The following is a 15,091-nucleotide window of genomic DNA, read 5'->3' as shown; positions in this document are numbered from 1 at the left end:
GGCGTCGCATGAAGAACCGTCCCCGCGGCGGACTGGGCCGAGGGCTCGGTGCCCTCATCCCCACCGGACCGGTACCGGGTGCCGAACCGGCTGCCGTCGAGCCGGAGGCGTCGGCCGCTGCCGCGTCGCCGTCGGCTCCGGTCGCCGGCGCGACCGCCGCCATCACCGGCGGCCTCGGAAGCACCCCGCCTCCGGCCGTCGAGCCCGAGCCGCAGCTGAGCCCGGTGCCCGGCGCGCGCTTCGCGGAGATCCCGGTCGACGCGATCGTGCCCAACCCGAAGCAGCCCCGGCACGTCTTCGACGAGGAGGCGCTGGAGGAACTGAAGACCTCGATCCAGGAGGTCGGCTTCCTCCAGCCGATCGTGGTCCGCCAGCTCGATCCCGAGAAGTTCGAACTCGTGATGGGCGAGCGGCGCTGGCGTGCCGCCCAGGCGGTCGGCCGGGAGACCATCCCGGCGATCGTCCGGGACACCAAGGACGACGCGATGCTCCGGGACGCGCTTCTGGAGAACATCCACCGCGCCAACCTCAACCCGCTCGAAGAGGCGGCGGCGTACCAGCAACTGTTGGAGGAGTTCGGCGCGACGCACGAGGAACTGGCCCGGCGGATCGGCCGCAGCCGCCCACAGATCTCGAACACCATCCGGCTGATGAACCTGCCGCCCGCCGTGCAGCGCCGGGTCGCCGCCGGTGTCCTCTCCGCCGGCCACGCCCGGGCACTGCTCAGCCTGGACAACGCCGAGGCGCAGGAGGCGCTCGCGGAGCGGATCGTGCGCGAGGGCATCACGGTCCGCGGCGCCGAGGAACTGGTGCACCTGGCGCTTGCCGAGGAGCCGGCGAAGTCGGCCGCCGCCAAGCGCCGGCCGAAGCCGCACGCTCCGGCGCTCACCGATCTTGCGGACCGGCTCTCGGACCGGTTCGACACCCGGGTGAAGGTCGACATCGGCCGCAGCAAGGGCAAAATTACGATCGAGTTCGCCACCGTCGACGATCTGGAGCGGATCGTCGGCATCATCGGCATGGGCGAGGACGGGCAGCCCGACGCGTAGCCCTGACTCTGGTCTGTTGATCCGGCCGTACCGCCCGCCGAGGGGGTGCGGCCGGATCTGCGTCGAGGGCTTGCCTTCGCTGCCGCACCCCGGACTGAAGGCGTGCGTCTCGCTTCCTGATCGCGCGAGGCGGGCTGCCGATCGTCGCCGGTGGTTTCACGTGAAACGGCGAGAGGCGGCTGAGGCACGTGGCGCTCGCCGCGCGGGTCTTCGCGGCCCGGGCTTGGCGACAGCCCGTTCGGCGAGCGGTGGAACCGGCCGGTCCTCAGCGATGCAGCCGGGCCGGCTTTGACGGTGCCGGGATCCGTCCCTTGATCGATGGCTCGTCCTGGCCGACCCACCGTTCGGTCGCCGGCGTTGAGGCGTTCCGCGGCTTCACCGCTAACCGCGTCGGGAGCGGCAGAACCACCCAGGCCTCGAACCTGGATCCACGCTCAGCGCGCTTACACACCCCGGTAGTGCGCCCTCATCAGCCAGACCGAGCCACAGTGCTAAGCCGCGAGCTTGACGGTTCAGGCTCCGGTGACGCGGCTCCTTCGGAAACGACCTCGGCACTTCGCCCGAATCGGCTCGGCGGCCGGACTGGCCGCGCTAGCCGACCGAGCCCTGCTTCACTCAGTCCTGCCGGACGAGGGATCTCAGTCGCCGGACGAAGCAGCGATCTCAGTCCTTCCGGTGAATCTGGGCCGCGGAGCGCCCGAGCCGGGCACAAGGATCCGGGCGAACGCATCGAGCCGAGCAGTGAGGCCGGACGGGTCCAGCAGGGAGCCCGGCATCACGCTGGCTCCGGTCCCGTCATCCGGGCGGCCTTGACGCGGGAGCGAACCGCCGAGCCGCGCACCACGACCTCGAACGATCAAGCCCTGCACGAGGAACTCACCCACCGAGCCGCGCGACGTAGGTAGGGACTCTCGACTCCCGCGGACCCGCTCCGCCTTGCGGGGATCGCACTTGCACGCAGCCCCGTTGGAGCCGGCCGAGCCCGGGGAGACGGCGATCCGTTTCACGTGAAACGGCCTCCCCGGCTCCCGTCCGCCTCAGAGCTGCGCCACGGGCAGGCGATGACGCGCGGCACTCGCCGGATGGAGGGCTGAGGGGTACCCCCGCGATCAGCTCTTCAAGAACGCCAGCGCCTCCGGCGCAACGCCCCTCTCCAGCCGGCACCATCCCCATGCCCCGTCCGGCTGCCGCCCGCCCGAAGAAGCCACGCGGCGTGCCGTGCCTAAGTGACCGCGCCAAGCACCCGCGCCGAGGATGGCACCGGCACGCCCTGTTTCACGTGAAACACGTACGAGAAGAACCGCCCACACCCGGTGCGGATCGATCGCCGGATCGTTGGAAGAACGGACCCGGACACGCCCCTGGTTATCCACAGCAGTTTTCCACAGGCTCCCTCCGTTTCACGTGAAACGAAGCGAGGAAACCCTTGCTGAGCAGTGCATGACGCGCTGTGCTGGTGATCTCGGCAGCCTGTGGACAACGCGGTGGACAACCTGTGTGTGCCCAGTGGAACGGGTAGGGACAGGCGTCGCCAACTCGGTTAGGGTCAGCGTCGTGCCGGACACCCCTCCCTCAGTTCCCGACTTCACCCAGTGGCCGTCGTTCCCCTTCGAGGGCGATCTCCGCGTCAAACAGCTCGACGAGCCCGTACCGTTCGAACCGCCCCGCCGTGGCGAGGCGGACCGGGAGTGCACCGCCTGCAACGCGCCCGACGAGGCGTACATCTGGGTCGGTGAGCGGTGGCGCGTCCGCGCCATGGACCGGCCCACCGGCCTGCCGATGGTCCTGATCCTGGAGTCCCGCTCGCACCTGGATCTGGGCGACCTGCCGAACCTGCTCGCCGCCGAGCTGGGCGTGATGACCGTCCGCCTGGAGCGGGCCGTCCGCTCGCTCGACGGGGTGGCCCGCGTTCACGTGAACCGGTGGGGCGACGGCTCCGCGCATCTGCACCTGTGGTTCCTGGCCCGGCCGTACGGGCGGCTGCAACTGCGGGGCACGTTCCTGTCGCTGTGGGACTCGATCCTGCCGCCGATCTCCGAGGACCAGTGGCGGGAGAACCTGGCGCTGGTGGCCGCGTGGCTCGCCGAGTTCGGTGGCCGCCCGCTGGCCGAGCCGCCGCGCATCCAGTGGCAGGCACCGTCGAGCCTTTCCGCGACCTCCCCCGCGAACGCCGCTGAGGAGCCCGAGGAGGAGTCCTTGTCGGTGATCGAGGCTGCGGACGAGATCCCGGAGTCCGACGCGGCAGCGGACCTCTCAGACCCCTCGGCGGACCCGTCGGAGCCCGACCCGGCAGCGCAGGCCGGTGAGACGCCCGCGAGCGAGTCACACAGCGCGCCGAACAGCGCATCGGACAGCGGGCCGAACAGCGCCCCGGACGACGAAGACGAGGACGAGCCGGAGAACGCGCCGGACGACCGGCCGGGCGCGGCGCGTACCCGGGAGGTCTGAGTCAGCGACGGCGGGCGGCGGCCCGGGTCACGAGCGTGCCGAGGACCCGGCCGAAGTCCAGCCCGGCCGCCTGGATCGCCAGCGGCAGGAGCGACGTCTCGGTCATGCCCGGGGAGACGTTGACCTCCAGCACGTGCGGGTCGCCGTCGGCGTCGACGATCAGGTCGACCCGGGACACGTCGCGCAGTCCGAGCGCGGTGTGCGCGGCGAGCGCCACCTCGGTCACCCGGGCGGTCGTCGCGGCGTCGAGCCGGGCGGGCGCGTGCCAGGTGGTACGCCCGGCGGTGTAGCGGGCCGCGTAGTCGTAGACGCCGTTGCGCGGCACGATCTCGACCGGGGGCAGGGCCTGCGGCCCCTTGCCGAGGTCGAGCACGGAGACCGCCACGTCCATCCCGGGGACGTAGCGTTCCACGAGCGCGGTCTGGTCGTACGCGAAACAACCCACCATCGCGGCCGGCAGCGACGCCGCCTCCCGGACCACGGCGGCGCCCAGTCCGGAACCGCCCTGCGCGGGCTTGACCATCAGCGGCAGCCCGAGGCGGTCGACGATCCGGTCCAGGACTGCGACCGCACCCAGCTCGGAGAAACGGTCGTGCGGCAGCGCCACCCAGTCGGGCGTCGGGATGCCCGCCTCGCGCAGCACCGCCTTGGCCGACGGCTTGTCCCACGCGAGGCGGGACGACCGGGCGTCGCAGCCGACGTAGGGCACGTCCCAGAGGTCGAGGACGCCGCGCAGCGAGCCGTCCTCGCCGGTGGCGCCGTGCAGGGCGATCACCACGGCGTCCGGCGGGTCGGCGGTCAGGGCGGGCAGCAACGCCACGTCGGCGTCGCGCAGTTCCGCGTCGACGCCGACGGCGCGCAGTGCGTCGAGAACCCGGCGGCCCGACCGCAGTGAGACGTCCCGCTCGTAGGAGAGGCCGCCCGCGAGCACCAGTACGTGCAGCTCGTCGGCGGCGGATCCGGTCACGGGAGGCGGTGCGGCAGGGCTGTCGGACATGCGGGCATCATGCCAAGTCGGGACCGGGCGCGTCCGAGCCGCCCTGGCGACGGCGGGGACCGGCACCGCCGACCGCGCCGAAGACCTTGCGCATGGCGATCTCCTGCTCCATCACCCCGGCGAGCCGGCGGACGCCCTCGCGGATCCGCTCCGGCGTCGGGAAGGAGAAGTTGAGCCGCATGTTGCCGGCGCCCGTGCCGTCGGCGTAGAAGCCGGTCCCCGGCACGTACGCGACGCGGGCGGCCACGGCGCGCGGCATCATCGCCTTGGAGTCGAGCCCGTCGGGCAGCGTCGCCCAGACGAACAGGCCGCCGCCCGGTGTGGTCCAGGTGGTGCCCTCCGGCATCAGGTCGGTCATCGCGTCGAGCAGCGCGTCCCGGCGCTCGCGGTAGACCTCGCGGTAGACCTTGAGCTGCTGCCGCCAGGGCATGGTGCCGAGGTACGTCGAGACGGCCGACTGCGCGTAGGCGCTCGGGCAGAGGATCTGCGCCTCGCTGGCGATGACCAGCTTGTCGCGGACCGCGTGCGGGGCCAGGATCCAGCCCACCCGCAGACCCGGCGCGAACGTCTTGGAGAACGTGCTCAGGTAGAAGACCCCGTCGCGCCGCCGGGCCCGCAGCGGCGCGGGCGCCGCGCCTTCGAAACCGAGCTGACCGTACGGGTCGTCCTCCACCACGAGCAGCCCGGCGCGCTCGCAGATGTCGAGCACCCGTTCGCGCCGTTCCTCGCTCAGCGTCACGCCGGTGGGGTTCTGGTAGGTGGGGATGGTGTAGAGGAACTTCACCCGCCGGCCGGCGCGGGCCAGATCCGCGATGGCCACCTCCAGCGCCTCCGGGATGAGCCCCTCGTCGTCCATCGGCACATGGGCGACCTGGGCCTGGGCGGCCTGGAACACCCCGAGCGCGCCGACGTACGTCGGGCCCTCGGCGAGCACCACGTCACCCGGGTCCAGGAAGAGGCGGGCCACCAGGTCGAGGGCCTGCTGGCCGCCGACAGTCACCACCACGTCCTCCGGTGAGGCGCCGCAGGAGGCGTCGATCCCGGACAGGGACATCACCTCGCAGATCCGCTCGCGCAGCTCCGGGGTGCCCTGGCCGATGCCGTACTGGAGGGTGGTGGCGCCGTGTTCGGAACCGAGCCGGCCGAGCATCTCGCCGACCGCGTCCAGCGGCAGCGCCGCGATGTAGGGTGCCCCACCGGCGAGCGAGACGACCTCCGGCCGGCTGGCCACCGCGAAGAGTGCCCGGATCTCCGAGGCGGTCATCCCGCGGACGCGCCGGGCGTACCGGTCGGTGTAGTCGTCGAGCGTCGTGCCGGTCATGGACATCACCTCGATCGGGTGTCGGCGGGGCTGCCGCCCGGTGTGGTACCCGCGATGCCGACATCCATTGGCGGCGGGGGCCGGTTGGTCGATCGTAGTCCCCGGTGACGGTCGTGGCACCGGCCGTGTGGACACGTCCACATCCCGGACCCGCCGCCGGCCGTCCGGGTGGGGGTTCGCGCGTTCCCTCCCGTACCGCCGGGCAGGGGCGTACGATCGCTCGTCGGGAGCAGGAGGGCGCGGGACTCACCGGCGCTCCGAGCCTAGTGGTGGGGTGCGCTCATGTCGCGACGTCTGGTCAGCCTGACCCTGGACACGCTGGAGGACCTGCCTCGATCCTGCCGCAGCTGCGTCTACTGGGAGCTGGATCCGGTCTCCGCCGAGCGGGCCTGTGCGGCAGGCGACCCGGGCCTGGAGAAGGAGGCGTGGGTCTCCCAGACGCTGCTGGAGTGGGGCTCCTGCGGCAAGCTCGTCTACGTCGACGGCATGCCGGCCGGTTTCGTCATGTACGCCCCGCCGGCGTACGTCCCGCGTTCGATGGCGTTTCCCACCTCGCCGGTCTCGGCGGACGCGGCGCTGCTGATGACGGCGCACGTGGTGCCCGCCTTCGCCGACGGCGGCCTGGGCCGGATGCTGGTGCAGGGCGTGGCCCGCGACCTGACCAAGCGCGGCATCAAGGCGATCGAGGCGTTCGGCGACGCGAAGTTCGGCGACGACGCGGACGATCCGGCGCGTGCGTGTGTGGCGCCCGCCGACTTCTTCCTGTCGGTCGGCTTCAAGACGGTCCGGCCGCACCCGCGCTATCCGCGCCTGCGACTGGAGTTGCGGACGGCGCTGAGCTGGAAGTCGGACGTCGAGTACGCGCTGGAGAAGCTGCTCGGCTCGATGAGCCCGGAGACGCTGCTGCGGCCGGTGCGCCCGGCGCCCGCCACCCGCTCGACGAGCTGAGCCGCGGGTCAGTCGACGACGGTTCCGGCGGCGACGATCGCCCGCAGCTCGCTCACGTCGATGGAGCCGGTCGGCACGTCCCGCTCGATCGGCAGGTACATCCGCTGCACGCCGGCCACGATGGCCTCGACCACCCGGTCCCGGAAGCGGGGGTCGACGAGCCGCGCCCGGTCGTCCGGTGAGGTGAGGTATCCGACCTCGACGCGTACCGCGGGCATCCGGGTGAGCCGGAGCAGCTCCCAGGCCTTGGCGTGGGTACGGCAGTCGCGCAGCCCGGTGCGGGCCACGATCTCCCGCTGCACCAGCCCGGCCAGGCGTTCGCCGGTCGCCGACGTGACGCCGTTGTCGGTGCCGTAGTGGTAGGTGGCCACCCCCTCGGCCTCCGGGTTGGCGTGCCCGTCGGTGTGCAGCGAGATGAACACGTCGGCGCCGAGGGAGTTGGCGAGCTGGGCCCGGTCCGCGTCCGGCAGGCAGTCGCCGGGCGACGGGCCCCGGGTGAGCTGCACGCGTACGCCGGCCGCGGCGAGCCGCCCCTCCAGCCGGCTGGCGAGGTCGTGCACGAGGTCCGCCTCGCTCCAGCGCAGTGGGCCGTCGGGCACCACCACGCCCGGGTCGGTGCCTCCGTGCCCCGGATCGATCACCACGGTCCGCCCGACGAGTGCCGGCCCGGCCTGCCGGATGGCGTCGGACTCGCGCAGCCACTGCGGGCGCCCGCCGACCACCTTACGGCCGAGGCGGCGCAGCGCGTTGACTGTGTGCGGCCCGCACGAGCCGTCCGGCTTCAGGCCCATCTCCCGCTGGAACTGTGCCACCGCGCGGGAGGTGCGGATGCCGTAGATGGCGTCGGCGCGGCCCACGTCGTACCCCATCTCCAGCAGGCGTTCCTGGAGCGAGCGGACGTCCTCGCCGGTCAGCGGTTCGGGTACGGCGTGGTAGAGCGCGCGGGCGCCGAACCGCCAGCGGGCCGCGTCGAGCGCCCGCCAGGTCTCGGCGCCGACCCGCCCGTCGACGCTGAGGCCGCGGGACTGCTGGAAGGCGCGTACCGCCCGTTCGGTCTGGGCGTCGTAGTCGTCGCCTCCGGCCTCGGCGGGAAGAAGTTCCAGGGCGGCGAGGACGGTACGGATCTCGGCCACCGCCGGTCCCTGGTCACCGGGTCGGATCGGACGCACGACGACCCCCTCTGCACGGACGTTGGCGGACCGGAACTCCGACGGACGCTTACGGAGCGTACCGTGACCGATACCCGACGGGTTCGTGTTCATGCAGGTCAGGAAAGCCGCAACCCCCGCCACCGGGGTGTGGTGGCGGGGGTTGCGGCGGTGTCGGTACGGCTCAGAGCGCCGACTCGATGAGCTTGACCAGCTCGCCCTTCGGCTTGGCGCCGGCGATCGACTGCACCGGCTGGCCGTTCTTGAAGATGGTCAGCGTCGGCACCGACATGACCCGGTAGGCGCGGGCCGTCTCCGGGTTCTCGTCGATGTTGAGCTTGACGATGGTGACCTGGTCCTTCATCTCGCCCGCGATCTCCTCCAGCAGCGGCGAGACCTTGCGGCAGGGGCCGCACCACTCCGCCCAGAAGTCGACCAGAACCGGCTTGTCGGACTGCAGCACGTCGCTGACGAAGCTGGCGTCCGTGACCGCCTTTGTTGCTCCCACTATGAACTCTCCTCCTCCGAACCTTGCCCGTGGAACTCTCAGCCCTGGATGGTGGCGATGAACCGCTCGGCGTCCAGCGCGGCGGCGCAGCCGGTGCCGGCCGCGGTGATGGCCTGCCGGTACGTGTGGTCGACGAGGTCACCCGCCGCGAACACACCGGGCACGCTGGTCCGGGTGCTGGGGGCCTGCACCTGCACGTACCCCTCGTCGTCCATCTCCACCTGACCGCGGAACAGCTCGCTGCGCGGGTCGTGACCGATCGCCACGAACACGCCCGTGACGTCGAGCACCTTGCTCTCGCCGGTGTGCACGTTGCGCACCCGTACGCCGTTGACCTTGCCGTCGTCGCCGAGGATCTCCTCGACCACGGTGTTCCACTCGACCTTGATCTTCTCGTTGCTCAGTGCGCGATCGGCCATGATCTTGCTGGCGCGGAACGAGTCGCGGCGGTGGAGGATGGTCACCGACTCGGCGAAACGGGTGAGGAAGCTGGCCTCCTCCATCGCCGAGTCGCCGCCGCCGACCACCACGATGTGCTGGTTGCGGAAGAAGAAGCCGTCACAGGTGGCGCAGGACGACACACCGTGGCCGAGGTACTCCTGCTCGCCCGGCACACCCAGCGGACGCCAGGCCGAGCCGGTGGAGAGGATGACGGCACGGGCGCGGTAGGCGGTCTCGCCCACCCACACGGTGCTCACCGCGTCGGAGCCGATCTCGCCGGTGTCCTTCAGCTCGACCCGCGTCACGTCGTCGGTGAGGAACTCGGCGCCGAAGCGCTCGGCCTGCTTGCGCATGTTGTCCATCAGTTCGGGGCCGAGGATGCCGTCCGCGAAGCCGGGGAAGTTCTCCACCTCGGTGGTGGTCATCAGCGCGCCACCCGACTGCACGCCCTCGATCACCAGGGGCTTCAGGTTGGCGCGGGCGGCGTAGACCGCCGCCGTGTAGCCGGCCGGACCGGAGCCGATGATGATCAGGTTGCGGACCTCGTCCACTGCCGTCTCCCGATGTGTGTGTTCGTCACCGGCCGCACCGATGTCGATCCCGAGTGCCGGCGGCTCAGGGGCGCCGGCGCCTGACTTGCAGAACGTCATCGTACGAAGCGGGGATTCCCGGGCCGGTCATCCGGTGGGTCAGGTCACGTGGCGGGACAAGCGTCGGGTCCGCGTTTTCACCCTACCCGCGTCCGGAACCGCGTGTCCGCGCCGGACCCGGGTACCCCGCACTCCGGCCCGCTCACCCAGCCCCAGCGGGCGCCGCCCGCGTCGGCGAACGTCACCACGAGCGCCGGAGCACCCTGGAACCGGGCGTAGTCGACCATGGTCACGGTGAGCGGCCCGGCGCCGTGCTCGGCTCCGATCGCGGTGAGGCACGCGGCGAGGGTCTCCGGCCGGTCCAGCCGAGCCAGGCCGCTGAGGGCGCCGAGGCGCTCACTCTTGTACAGGGGCGTCTCCGCGCCGCCCTTCGCCGCGCCGGACGGCCCGGCCATGTCTCCCGGGACCGACTTCGCTCCGGCGGGCGCCCGGTCGGCGGCGAGGCGTTCCGGTGTCCAGTCGGTGCCGCTGCGCACTGCCGGTCCGGTGGTCCGGTACGGCGCGGCGGCCATCGGCGCCGCCTCCCCGCCCGCCCGGTCGGCCGTACCGACGCGGCCGTCGCCCGGATCGGCCATCCGGCCGACACCGAGCCCCACCGCGGCGACCGAGGCGGCGGCCAGGGCCACCGGCCCGGCGATGCGGGCCCAGCGCCGAGGACGGCGACCGGGGCCGCTGTGCCGATCGGTGCGGGGGGCCGTGCCGGGTGGCCGACTCGCGCCGCCGGACTGCGCCGGCACGACCGGCGTACCGTCGCGCAGCGCGGGCCCGGCCCCGGCGAGCGCGGCGGTGATCCGGTCGGCCACCGCCTGCGGCATCTCCGGCGCGGGGGCCGCGGCCCAGCCGGCCAGGTCGGCTCTGACCAGTTCGACCGCGTCGGCGAGATTCTCGTACGCGGCACGCCACGCGGGGTCCTGCTCGACCAGCCCTGCCACGGTCGCCTGCTCGGGGGTGCCGTCCAGCGCCCCGCCGAGGTAGTCGGCGAGCAGGTCGTGGTCGACCTTGCTGAACTCCCGGGAAGTCACGGCTCCTCCTGGCTGACGGCCTGACGGGACGCTCCCGACGAGGATCCGACGCCCTCGGGACGCCTGCGGTTCCCGGAGGTGAGCCGCGGCACGTCGCCGGCCGGTGCGTCGGTGCCGGTCCGCAGATGTCCGAGCAGTACGGCGAGGCGGGCCCGGCCCCGGGCGCACCGGCTCTTCACGGTGCCCTCGGCGACGCCGAGCATGGCGGCGACCTCGGCCACCGGGTAGCCCTGGACGTCGACCAGGACCAGCGCGGCCCGCTGCTCCGCGGGCAGCGCGGCGAGCCCCTGCCGGACCACGAGCGCGGTGTCGTGGTCGTGGTCCGGCGCGGCCGGTTCCGGGCCGCCGGTGTGCCGGCCCGGTTCGCCGTCGGTGTGCACGCCGTCGGGCAGCGGGACCGTGGCGTGGGTCTGCCGCCGCCGGATCCGGTCCAGGCAGGCGTTCACCACGATGCGGTGCATCCAGGTGGTGACCGCCGAGTCGCCCCGGAACCGGGCCGCCGCGCGGTGCGCCGACAGCATGGCGTCCTGGAGGGCGTCGGCGGCCTCCTCGCGGTCGCCGATCGTGCGCAGCGCGACCGCCCAGAGGCGGTCCCGGTGCCGTTGGAACAGCTCGGTGAAGGCGTCCCGGTCGCCTGCCGCGTGCGCCCGGAGCAGCTCCAGGTCGGAGCGGCCGGGCTGCGCGCCGTCGCGTTCGGCCATCACCACATCCGGCGGAGGTGGCTCGGTGGGGACGGCGGCCGGGTCACGAGCCCTGGACCGTGATCTCCTGGACGCCGAGCTTCCAGCTGTTGCCGCTGTCCTTCGCCGGCAGCTTGGTGATCCAGAACAGCAGGTACTGGTACTTCTGGTCGGGCTCGAACGCGTCGAAGATCATCTTGGTGCCGCCGTCCTCGTTCGGCGGTCCGACCACCGTCGAGTAGGCGTTCACGAGCTGCTTGTCGCCCGAGGAGGTGGACGGGAAGTCGCCGCGGGTGCCGGTGCGAAGCTCGACGGTGGCGCCGGTGGCGGAGAGCGTGGCCTCCAGCTGCTTGACCGTGTGCGGGGCGCCCAGGTCGATCCAGACGCCCATGCCCTTCTTGAGGCCGCCGAACTTGGCGTTGGTGCGGTAGCTGTTGGTCTCCCACCCGTCGTCGTCGTCGCCGTCGATGACCTTTTCGGCGTTGCGTACCTCGGCGCGGTCGCCCTCCGGATCGATGATCCGTACGTCCTCGATGGTGAGCTTGCGGACCTGCGCGGTGGGTTCGGCCCCGCCCTCGGTGGCCGGCGCGCTGTTCGACGGCTGGGCGACCGGCTCCTTGTCGCCGTCGTCGCCACCACCGAGCGCGTTGATGCCGATGAGCAGCCCGACCAGGGCGACCGCCAGCAGGCCGGCGATGCCGATGGCGACCTTGCGACCACCGGCCGCGGCCAGCGGGGAGGGCTCCTCGCCGGGGTCGGCGGTGAAACGCAGCGGACCGGCCTGCTCCAGGAACTGCTCGTCGGCCGGGATGTCGAGCCGGCTCAACTCGGCGGCCAACACGTCCGACGACGGCGGGGGGATCTCCGGGTCGAGCAGATCCATGGTGAGGTCGTCGAGGTAGGCCGGCACCCCGGCGCGCATCTGCCGGGGCGCGGCGATGGCGCCGCCGGCGTCCCGGACGGCGTCCGGCAGGGCGGCGCGGCCGTGCCCGGCGGTGGCGCCGTGCAGCGGGGCCTCACCGTGCGGCCAGTGCCCGGTCAGGGCGAAGTAGAGCACCCCGCCGACCGCGCGCAGGTCGTTCTCCTGGCTGTCCGCGCCGTCGGTACGCGCGTCGGCGAGCACCACCCGGCCGTCGTCGCTGATCATGACGGTGCCGGGGTGGAGATTGCCGTGGACCATGCCGGTGGCGTGCACGGCGGCGAGGGCGCTGGCGACGGCGTTGCCGATCGCGGTGGCCCGGGCCGGGTCCAGCGGCCCGTCGGCGGCGACCAGTTCGCGCAGCGACTGGCCGTCGACCCACTCGCGGACCACGTAGGCCCGGTCGTCCTCGTCGATCGCGTCGTAGACGCCGACCAGGTTGGGGTGGATGACGCGGCTCGCGGCGACCGCGGCCTGAAGCATCTCGGTGGCGGAGTCGCCACCCGGGTAGCGGAGGACCACGGCGACGGGACGGCGGAGCACCACGTCGACACCGCGCCAGACCAGCCGGCCCGCGCTGTCGTTGTTGATGTGCTCGACCAGTTCGTACCGCTCGGCGAGCAGCTCACCGACCGTGGGAGCACCGAAGGTCACGACCGCAGGAGAGGTCTCCTCCGCTTCCTGACCCTCGCCGACCTGGGTCACCCGTCCTCCCTCGGTGATCGCGTCGATCGATGGACCCGTGCTGCTGGGCATGTGGCTTCCCGCTCTGCCTTCGGTGGAACGGCCGCGGTGTCGACACCCGCGTCGATCCCGGTCGTACCCGTCGAGAGCGACCTTACCCGGGATGCCCGGTTCTCCGACATGTCATCTTCCCGCTGTGACCGGCCGGAAGGCCAGTCGCCACGGGCCCCGGCCGGCTCGCCCGCCCGCCCGACGGGCAAGCCGGACACACACCGCCAATCTAGAGGTTGGCGGCAACGAGGCGGCACAGGGGCGTACCGGTGCGGCGACGGGAAGGTTCTCCCCGCCCCGGCCTGCGCTCCCTCGTCCGTACGGTTGGTTGTCCACAGGCCGAGAGGGCCAGTGGACGGCGGAATTCCAAGTTATCCACAGCCGTATCCCCAGCCTGGTGATCCTCGTTCACCGTCGGTCACCGAGGGGGTCAACGCCCGAGGCGCCGCCGGACCATCCCGACCACCTCGGTGATCTCGCCGATCCGCAGCACCATGGCGAGCCCGAGGTAGGTCGCGCCGATCGCCGCGCCGCCGATCACCAACTGCACCGCCGCGGCGAGCCAGCTCAGGCTCGCCGGATCGCCGGGGAGCACCGCCACCACGAGCACGCCGACGAGCGCGGCGCCGAGCGCCGCCACGACCACCCGGCCGAGCGTCCGCATGATCGCGCCCAGCCCGATCCGGCCCACCCGGGGCCGCAGCAGCATCGCCGAGATGATCGCCGCCGCCAGGTACGACACCGCGTTGCCGAGCATCATCCCGGCCGCCGCGAACGTGTTCGAGAAGATCAGGAACAGGCCCACCTGGAGCAGGACGCGCAGCGCCACCACCGGGATGTTGACCAGAGCGGGGGTACGGGTGTCCGGCAGCGCGTAGAACGCGAAGGTGAAGAGCTGGCTGACGGCGAACGGCACCAGCCCGAGCGCCGCCACCAGCAGCACGGTCGAGGTGGCCACCGCGTTGTCGCCGGTGAACGCGCCGTACCGGAAGACCACCACGGAGATCGGGGCGGCCAGCACCGCGTAGCAGACCGCGATGGGCGCGAGCACGGCGCTGACCATCCGGGTGCCCCGGGACAGGTCGGCGGTGACGTCGTGGAAGCGGTTCTCGGCCGCGGCCGCGCTCATCCGGGGCATCAGCGCCGTGATGATCGAGACCGCGATGATGCCGTGCGCCATCATCAGCAGCAGGAAGACGTTGTTGTAGATCAGCAGGCCGGCGTTGTCGCCGCCGGCGGCGCGGGTGAGCAGGTTGACCACCACGAAGAGGCCGAGCTGGTTGACCCCGACGTAGCAGAACATCCAGCCGCCCAGCCGGGCCAGCTCGCCCAGGCCGAGCGCGCCGAAGTCGAATCGCCACTTCCACCGGAAGCCGACCTTGCGCAGCGCCGGCAGCAGGCCGGCGGTCTGGACCGCGACGCCGAGCAGCGTGCCGCCGCCGATGAGCAGGATGCGGTCCCAGCCCATCTGTCCGGGCTCGACGATCTTGGCGCCGAAGACCGCGATGTAGAGCCAGCAGACGCCGATCACCACGAGGTTGTTCAGAATCGGCGCCCACATCGGCGCGGCGAAGTGCCCGCGCGTGTTCAGCACCGCGGCGATCAGCGCGCTCACACCGGTGAAGAACAGCATCGGCAACATCAGGTACGACAGGCCGGTGACCAGCCCCCGGTAGTCCTGGTCCTTGCCGCCGGCGTAGATGGCGGTCAGCACCGGCGCACCGATCATCGCGATCAGCGCGACGGCGGCGAGGGCCAGCACGGCCAGCGTCAGCAGCCGCTGGGAGTATGCCTCGCCCCGGTCCGGATCCGACTTGCGCCGCCGGACCAGCACCGGGATCAGCACGCTGGTGAGCACACCGCCGAGAAGGAACTCGTAGACCTGGTTCGGCAGGAAGATCGCGGTGGTGAACGCGTCACCGACCAGTGCGCCACCGAGCGCGGCACCGATCATCAGGTTGCGGATGAAGCCGGTACCCCGGCTGACCAGGCTGCCGACGGCCATCACCGCGCTGTTCGCCGCGGCGCTGGTCTCGGCGACCACCTCCTGCGGAGGCGCGACGGACTCGACACCGGGCTGGTTCAGCGGCTCGGCGGAGATGAAGGTGGCGCCGTCGTCCGGCGGCGGGCCGCCGTCGTGCGCGTTCGCGCTGCGGTAGAGCCCGCCGCCGCTCATCTCCACAGCCTCCAAGGGGTACGCCGGAACCGGGCCCCGCCGGCCCCGC

12 protein-coding genes are annotated in these 15,091 nt (G+C 72.3%); 3 read left to right on the top strand and 9 right to left on the bottom strand.

What is annotated here, in order from left to right; translation table 11 throughout:
* Positions 1–8 precede the first annotated feature (8 nt).
* On the top strand, positions 9–1,049 hold the full coding sequence (locus KSK32_RS12015) for a ParB/RepB/Spo0J family partition protein (protein WP_216931299.1): 1,041 nt from the start codon (positions 9–11) through the stop codon (positions 1,047–1,049).
* A gap of 1,554 nt (positions 1,050–2,603) precedes the next feature.
* Positions 2,604–3,497 carry a hypothetical protein gene (locus KSK32_RS12010; protein WP_216931297.1) on the top strand — a complete coding sequence of 298 codons (894 nt, stop codon included), beginning with the start codon at positions 2,604–2,606 and terminating at the stop codon, positions 3,495–3,497.
* Between the two features lies 1 nt (position 3,498).
* On the opposite strand, the gene KSK32_RS12005 is transcribed toward KSK32_RS12010, so the two are convergent.
* Positions 3,499–4,494 (bottom strand): D-alanine--D-alanine ligase, encoded by a 996-nt coding sequence (locus tag KSK32_RS12005; RefSeq protein ID WP_216931296.1) that lies wholly within the window; start codon positions 4,492–4,494, stop codon positions 3,499–3,501.
* Between the two features lie 7 nt (positions 4,495–4,501).
* Positions 4,502–5,815, bottom strand: a complete 1,314-nt coding sequence (locus tag KSK32_RS12000; protein ID WP_216931294.1) for a PLP-dependent aminotransferase family protein — start codon at positions 5,813–5,815, stop codon at positions 4,502–4,504.
* A gap of 282 nt (positions 5,816–6,097) precedes the next feature.
* Here KSK32_RS12000 and KSK32_RS11995 point away from each other — a divergent pair, with 282 nt between their 5' ends.
* The gene (locus tag KSK32_RS11995) at positions 6,098–6,763 is read left to right on the top strand and encodes a hypothetical protein (RefSeq protein ID WP_013289377.1); all 666 of its coding nucleotides are present in this window, start codon (positions 6,098–6,100) and stop codon (positions 6,761–6,763) included.
* A gap of 8 nt (positions 6,764–6,771) precedes the next feature.
* On the opposite strand, the gene KSK32_RS11990 is transcribed toward KSK32_RS11995, so the two are convergent.
* The 7 genes from KSK32_RS11990 to murJ all read right to left on the bottom strand — a co-directional run bounded on the left by KSK32_RS11990 (position 6,772) and on the right by murJ (position 15,042).
* A complete protein-coding gene (locus KSK32_RS11990; RefSeq protein WP_216931293.1) occupies positions 6,772–7,932 on the bottom strand; it encodes an N-acetylmuramoyl-L-alanine amidase in 1,161 nt (386 codons plus the stop codon).
* Between the two features lie 163 nt (positions 7,933–8,095).
* Positions 8,096–8,419, bottom strand: a complete 324-nt coding sequence (gene trxA / locus KSK32_RS11985; RefSeq protein ID WP_013289375.1) for a thioredoxin — start codon at positions 8,417–8,419, stop codon at positions 8,096–8,098.
* Between the two features lie 38 nt (positions 8,420–8,457).
* On the bottom strand, positions 8,458–9,411 hold the full coding sequence (gene trxB / locus KSK32_RS11980) for a thioredoxin-disulfide reductase (protein WP_216931291.1): 954 nt from the start codon (positions 9,409–9,411) through the stop codon (positions 8,458–8,460).
* 176 nt (positions 9,412–9,587) lie between these two features.
* The gene (locus tag KSK32_RS11975) at positions 9,588–10,532 is read right to left on the bottom strand and encodes a hypothetical protein (protein ID WP_216931289.1); all 945 of its coding nucleotides are present in this window, start codon (positions 10,530–10,532) and stop codon (positions 9,588–9,590) included.
* The gene (gene sigM, locus KSK32_RS11970; RefSeq protein ID WP_216931287.1) at positions 10,529–11,233 is read right to left on the bottom strand and encodes an RNA polymerase sigma factor SigM; all 705 of its coding nucleotides are present in this window, start codon (positions 11,231–11,233) and stop codon (positions 10,529–10,531) included. Before sigM ends, KSK32_RS11975 begins: the two co-directional genes overlap by 4 nt.
* Before the next feature lie 43 nt (positions 11,234–11,276).
* Complete coding sequence (locus KSK32_RS11965; protein WP_216931285.1) at positions 11,277–12,887, bottom strand: protein kinase family protein; 1,611 nt, start codon at positions 12,885–12,887, stop codon at positions 11,277–11,279.
* A gap of 409 nt (positions 12,888–13,296) precedes the next feature.
* On the bottom strand, positions 13,297–15,042 hold the full coding sequence (gene murJ / locus KSK32_RS11960) for a murein biosynthesis integral membrane protein MurJ (protein ID WP_216931283.1): 1,746 nt from the start codon (positions 15,040–15,042) through the stop codon (positions 13,297–13,299).
* Positions 15,043–15,091 lie beyond the last annotated feature (49 nt).

This window comes from Micromonospora sp. WMMB482 (genome assembly GCF_019038635.1).
Taxonomy (GTDB): Bacteria; Actinomycetota; Actinomycetes; order Mycobacteriales; family Micromonosporaceae; genus Micromonospora; species Micromonospora marina.
This window is presented reverse-complemented; position numbering and strand designations above follow the sequence as displayed.

Excerpts from the sequence above, each read along its gene's own strand:
- KSK32_RS12015 (WP_216931299.1), top strand. The coding sequence starts at position 9 with ATGAAGAACCGTCCCCGCGGCGGACTGGGCCGAGGGCTCGGTGCCCTC.
- KSK32_RS12005 (WP_216931296.1), bottom strand. The coding sequence starts at position 4,494 with ATGTCCGACAGCCCTGCCGCACCGCCTCCCGTGACCGGATCCGCCGCC.
- KSK32_RS12000 (WP_216931294.1), bottom strand. The coding sequence starts at position 5,815 with ATGACCGGCACGACGCTCGACGACTACACCGACCGGTACGCCCGGCGC.
- KSK32_RS11995 (WP_013289377.1), top strand. The coding sequence starts at position 6,098 with ATGTCGCGACGTCTGGTCAGCCTGACCCTGGACACGCTGGAGGACCTG.
- sigM (WP_216931287.1), bottom strand. The coding sequence starts at position 11,233 with ATGGCCGAACGCGACGGCGCGCAGCCCGGCCGCTCCGACCTGGAGCTG.
- KSK32_RS11965 (WP_216931285.1), bottom strand. The coding sequence starts at position 12,887 with ATGCCCAGCAGCACGGGTCCATCGATCGACGCGATCACCGAGGGAGGA.
- murJ (WP_216931283.1), bottom strand. The coding sequence starts at position 15,042 with ATGAGCGGCGGCGGGCTCTACCGCAGCGCGAACGCGCACGACGGCGGC.